General features: G+C 31.1%; 5 protein-coding genes. 1 reads left to right on the top strand and 4 read right to left on the bottom strand.

What is annotated here, in order from left to right; all coding sequences use genetic code 11:
• Positions 1-131: 131 nt before the first annotated feature.
• Positions 132-1199, top strand: a complete 1068-nt coding sequence (locus J7M77_RS08525; RefSeq protein WP_296877482.1) for a 6-phosphofructokinase — start codon at positions 132-134, stop codon at positions 1197-1199.
• Between the two features lie 20 nt (positions 1200-1219).
• On the opposite strand, the gene J7M77_RS08520 is transcribed toward J7M77_RS08525, so the two are convergent.
• The 4 genes from J7M77_RS08520 to J7M77_RS08505 form a co-directional block, all read right to left on the bottom strand.
• Positions 1220-1498, bottom strand: a complete 279-nt coding sequence (locus tag J7M77_RS08520) for a thioredoxin family protein (protein ID WP_296877480.1) — start codon at positions 1496-1498, stop codon at positions 1220-1222.
• A gap of 95 nt (positions 1499-1593) precedes the next feature.
• Positions 1594-3189, bottom strand: a complete 1596-nt coding sequence (locus J7M77_RS08515) for an amidohydrolase (protein ID WP_296877478.1) — start codon at positions 3187-3189, stop codon at positions 1594-1596.
• Between the two features lie 52 nt (positions 3190-3241).
• On the bottom strand, positions 3242-4018 hold the full coding sequence (murI, locus tag J7M77_RS08510) for a glutamate racemase (protein ID WP_296877476.1): 777 nt from the start codon (positions 4016-4018) through the stop codon (positions 3242-3244).
• Between the two features lie 109 nt (positions 4019-4127).
• Positions 4128-4254: SDR family oxidoreductase (locus tag J7M77_RS08505; protein WP_296877484.1), on the bottom strand; the 127-nt coding region annotated here is incomplete at its 5' end.

Raw genomic sequence — 4254 nt, 5'->3', positions numbered from 1 at the left:
CTACAAGATAATGTTAAAGCAAGCCGGCTATTAAGTGATGGTACTTATAAACGCATTAAAAATCGTAAACCAGCGCTTAATAGTCAAGAATATTTCTTCAAATAAAGGTAATAAAAATAAAGGAGGATGTTATGAAGGTAGGAATTTTAACCAGCGGTGGTGATTGCCAGGCTTTAAATGTAACGATGCGTGCTCTTGCTAAAACTTTATATCGTAATGTTAAAAATCTTGAAATCATTGGTTTTTTAGACGGCTATCGCGGTTTAATGGATGGTAATTATCGAGTGATGAAACCTGATGATTTTTCAGGAATTATCAATGTTGGTGGGACTATTTTAGGAACATCACGCTGTCCCTTTAAAAAAATGCGAATCATTGAAAATGGTTTTGATAAAGTTGCTGCAATGAAAAAAACATACCAAGATCTAAAACTTGACTGTTTAGTGGTTTTAGGTGGTAATGGTTCCATCAAAAGTGCTAATATGTTAAGTGAAGAAGGTCTAAATGTAATTGCTTTACCAAAAACGATTGATAATGATACCTGGGGAACTGATTATACTTTTGGTTATCAATCAGCAATTGATGTCGCTACCAGATATTTAGATGAAATTCATACTACTGCTGCTAGCCATAATCGTGTTTTTGTCATTGAAGTAATGGGTCATAAAGTGGGACATATCACTTTAGATGCGGGAATTGCTTCAGGTGTTGATGTGATCTTATTACCAGAAATTCCTTATGATATTAAAAAAGTTGCTAAAGCAATTAAACAAAGAGAAAAAACTGGTAAAAAGTTTAGTATTATCGCTTGTGCCGAAGGAGCTATTTCCAAAGAAGATGCTTCATTAACCAAAAAAGAATATAAAGCAATTGTTAAAGCTAGAAATGGTCGCTCTGTTGCTTATGAAGTAGCTGATGAGCTTAAAGAATATCTTTATAGTGAAATTCGAGTTTCTTGTATTGGTCATAGTCAAAGAGGTGGACAGCCTTGCCCTTATGATCGGCTAATTTCAACTCGTTTTGGTATTGCCGGTGCCAAACTTGTTATGGCTAAAGACTATGGTAAATTAGTTGTTTTAAAAAATAACGAAGTCACTGCGATTGCTCTAGCTAAATCGGCTGGTAAATTAAAAATCGTTGATCCTCATGATCCTAAAATAAAAGAAGCTAAATTATTAGGAATTTCTTTTGGAAACTAAAAAACCTCAAATGAGGTTTTTTAGTTTAATGCTGCATCTAAAACGGCTTTTATATGTTCTTTACACTCTTGGTATGTTTCAAATAAATATGATTCATATAATTTTGTTTTTCCGATAAACATACTAGGTGTTGCATAATAATCATACTGATCAATAATATCTGGATTTTTTGATTCTTCGATCCACTCCATTTCCACCTTACCATAATCAGGATTTTCACTAATTAATTCAGCTAACGCTTTTTTTGCCTGAATACAATAAGGACATTGTTCTAAATAAAAACAAGTCACTTTTTTCATTCTCTCATCTCCTTAAAACTATCTTACTATCTCTATTAAAAAGATACAATTAATATGCTTAAAATAATTTAATTGCTAAATAAAAAGATCAATTCTCATTGACCTTTTTGATATACCGTTTTTCCATCTTTAATCGTTTCAATGACTTTGATTGTATCCACTTTTAAAGAAGACATTGTTAAAGGATCATTATCTAAAATTACTAAATCAGCCTTTTTATTAGCTTTAATGCTCCCTTTTAAATGTTCTTCATGATATTGATAAGCACCATTGATAGTAAGTGCCTTTAATCCCTGATAAACACTAATTCGCTCTTGATCACCAAGGACCTTACCAGCTCTAGTTTTACGATTTATAGCACACCATAAAGTTTTTAACATATTACAAGAAACAACTGGACTATCGTTATGAATTGTAAAAATTAATCCCTTGTTTAAAGCTGTTTTAGCTGGTGAAATCCTACTAGCACGTAAAACTCCAACATTTTTAAGATGAACATCACCCCAATAATAAGTATGACCGATAAAAAATGATGGAATCATTGCTAACTTTTTCATTCTTTCTAGCTGATTTTCAGTGACAAACTGACTATGAATCATCACAGGTCGATATAAATTGACATTAGGATGTTGAGCTAAATAACGTTCAAACTGCGTGATATACTGATTACAAGCTTTATCGCCATTGCAATGAGCTAATAATTGCTGCTTAGCTTCAATACTTTGTTTAATCAAATTATATAAACTGTCATCGTCAAGCATTGGATATCCACAATAATCACCACTATCTAAATATGGTTCTTCCATCCAGGCTGTTTTTCCTTGAGGCGAACCATCAAGAAAGATCTTATAACCGCCAATTTTAAAATGACGATCATATTTTAATAGTTCTGGTTCTGCTTGCAATAAATCATAACATTTTTTTAAATCAAGATAACCGATCAAATCTATTTTAAAAAGATCTTGCTGCTTAGCCAATTTTAATAACTGCAATAATGGTTTTGCAATCAAGCCTTCTTGAACGGTAGTTATCCCATTAGCTAAATATACCTGTTGGGCTTTCTTCATTAGTTCTAATACTCTATTAATTGATGGCATTGGTTTTTGATCCAGGAAGTTCAAATAGGCTTTTTCTTCTAAATAACCATTTAATTCATTACTATCATGTTGTCGTCCATAATGACCACCTTCAAAGTCATTAGTATTTTTATCTAAATGCATCATCTTTAAAGCTAAACTATTTACAACACCCATATGTGAGGAAATATGGCCAATAACAATTGGATGTTTAGTAGAAACACTATCTAATAAAAAACGATCAGGATGACGTTGTTCAACAAAATGATTATGATCATAATTAAAACCACATACCCATTGACCAGGTTCAATTTGATTATCTTTGATATAATTTTTAAGTGTCTGTTTCAATATTTCAAAAGAATTAACTTCACTTAAATCACACTGATCTAAAGAAGTAGCCACAGCTGTAAAATGACTATGACTATCAATAAATCCCGGTAACATCGTTTTTCCCTTCAAATCAATTATCAGATCATTTTGATCAATTTCATTTTTTAACTTTGAAAACGTCCCTGTTGCTTTAATCATATCATCTTCAATTAAAACAGCTTCAACTTTTTCATTTTCATTTTCCATCGTAATAATATTACCATGATAATATAACTTTTTCATTGTATCAGTCCTTTATTAAAATCTTACCATTTTAAATAAATTTTATACTTGATTATATCTCTTGATCAAAAAACCATTTATATAACTCTAATTCTTCCTTATCTTCTTTAGATGATTCAAACTCAACTATTCCTTTAGTTGTATTAGCAGTTAATAAATCATTAATCTCTAAACGTCTTTTCAATTCCATTACAGTACCTAGATTACCATCATAAAATGGTAAATCACCTAAAACTTTTCGGATTTGTTTTTTTATAAAAAGATAATGGGTACAGCCTAAAACAATACAATCTATTTTCCCATGATGAGATGATAGTAAATTATTTAATAACTGATAAAAATCTGGAGCTTCTAAATTACCTTGTTCAATCCGTTTGGCTAAACCAGTACAAGCAACAGGAATAAATTTAGATATTTCTTGAAGTTTATTTGATAATTGCTGGTACTTATCTAATTTTAAAGTGATTGGCGTAGCCATTACTAAAATATTATGATGCGGTTCTTTCATGGCTGCCAACTTAATTGCCGGTTCCATCCCAATAATAGGAATATTTGGATATGTAGCTCGTAAATCACTGATTGCCACACTAGTAGCTGTATTACAGGCAACAACAATGGCCTTTACACCTTGACTTACTAAGTATTTGGCAATTTTTCTTACCAGTTTTAAAACTTCATCAACTGATTTTTCTCCATACGGTGCGTTTTTTGAATCACCATAAAAAATAAAATTTTCATGTGGCAAAACTCTTGTCAATTCTTTTAAAACACTGATCCCGCCAACCCCAGAATCAAAAACACCAATATAACCCTCAAATCTTTTTTTCACTTCTATTATCTCCTTAATACTCATAACAATCTACATCTATAATACTACTTTTTTTAAAACAATAAAAGAAAAACTAATGCGATATCTCACTAGTTTTCCTCACTATTATTTAATCATTAGTACCAATACTCATTGTTTCAGGAAGAGTGCTGCCACCATCAATAACAATTTGAGAACCTGTTAAATAACTAGATTCATCACTGCCTAAAAAGGCAAATAATTCACCTACTTCAGTT

This window comes from Thomasclavelia sp., from assembly GCF_017889095.1.
Lineage (GTDB): Bacteria > Bacillota_I > Bacilli_A > Erysipelotrichales > Coprobacillaceae > Thomasclavelia.
The sequence above is the reverse complement of the archived record's forward strand: the minus strand, read 5'-3'. Positions and strand labels throughout refer to the sequence as shown.

Bases quoted from the DNA above. Each gene is read 5' to 3' on its own strand.
- J7M77_RS08525 (WP_296877482.1), top strand. From the start codon at position 132: ATGAAGGTAGGAATTTTAACCAGCGGTGGTGATTGCCAGGCTTTAAAT.
- J7M77_RS08520 (WP_296877480.1), bottom strand. From the start codon at position 1,498: ATGAAAAAAGTGACTTGTTTTTATTTAGAACAATGTCCTTATTGTATT.
- J7M77_RS08515 (WP_296877478.1), bottom strand. From the start codon at position 3,189: ATGAAAAAGTTATATTATCATGGTAATATTATTACGATGGAAAATGAA.